1 pseudogene is annotated in these 1,085 nt (G+C 40.0%); it reads right to left on the reverse strand.

Annotation, left to right across the window (positions count from 1 at the left end):
* Positions 1 to 1,085: pseudogene (locus HA632_RS05580) on the reverse strand (adhesin); the annotation flags it as partial.

The raw sequence follows: 1,085 nt of genomic DNA on the forward strand, positions 1-1,085 counted from the left end.
TCACCCGGATTGTTGTCATCACAAAGCGGTGCCAATGGGCTCGGCGTGGTATTAGGGGTCGGTACCGGCAAGACTCTAATGTCTAAAGTGGTGATGCTTTGACATCCTGCGGCACTGGTAACTACCACTCCTAAGGTTTGAACAGGAGGTATTGCATTGGTATAAGCTGTTGGAGTGATTATAACATTAGTACCATTTTGAGCATCTAACAAAGAGGGATAATAAGTTACTGTATAACCTGAAAATCCTTGTGTAATCTCAGCATCTTTTACCGTTAAGTCAAAACTGTGGTATTGGTCATTCGGATTAGTGTCATTATCACAAACACTCAGCGGTGCAGGGGTTGTTAGCAACAACGGGATATTAATTACGATATCAAACGATCCTATATTGAAACAACCGGTTATAATATTTTCAACTCTTACCCAAATGGTTTCACCGTTTGTTGCTGTATAATTAGTATCGTTTATAATTGGTGAGGTGCCTAATTGTGCCGCCGTTTCAGAATTGTAATAGGTGACTACATAATTGCTCGGAGCCAATGGTTGTTGGGCCAAAACACTTGCGGTATTTACGGTCAAATCAACAGTGGTAATGGCATTTTGAGTATTGTTGTCATCATCACAAACCACGATATCATCTAAATCAATCGGTGCAATCGGACTTGGATTCACATTAAGTTCAATTGGAATGACACTCCAACATCCGGTATTGGTATCAACTGTTCTTACGTATATCGTTTGAACAAATGGGATAATAGAACAATATGGCATTGATGTGTCTATAGGAGTCGAGCCGATTTGAGCATCCGTTAAAGTTTCATGGAATGTGATACTGTAAGTTGTGATTCCATTCAATAAATCCGGTAATAAAGAAGCCAAATCAAACTCACACGAGAATCCGTCTTGATTCTCATCACAAACAGTATACGGTACTGTTGGCGGAATTGGAGATGGTAGCGGAACTACTCTGATGTCTATCGTAGAGATGCTGTAACAGCCCGTTGTACTATTGGTAATGCGAATACCTAACGTTTGTACATAAATAATTTGATTCGGGTATTGCAAATCAGGGTGAGAAACATT

It is taken from the genome of Flavobacterium sp. J49 (assembly GCF_011742145.1).
Classification (GTDB): Bacteria; Bacteroidota; Bacteroidia; order Flavobacteriales; family Flavobacteriaceae; genus Flavobacterium.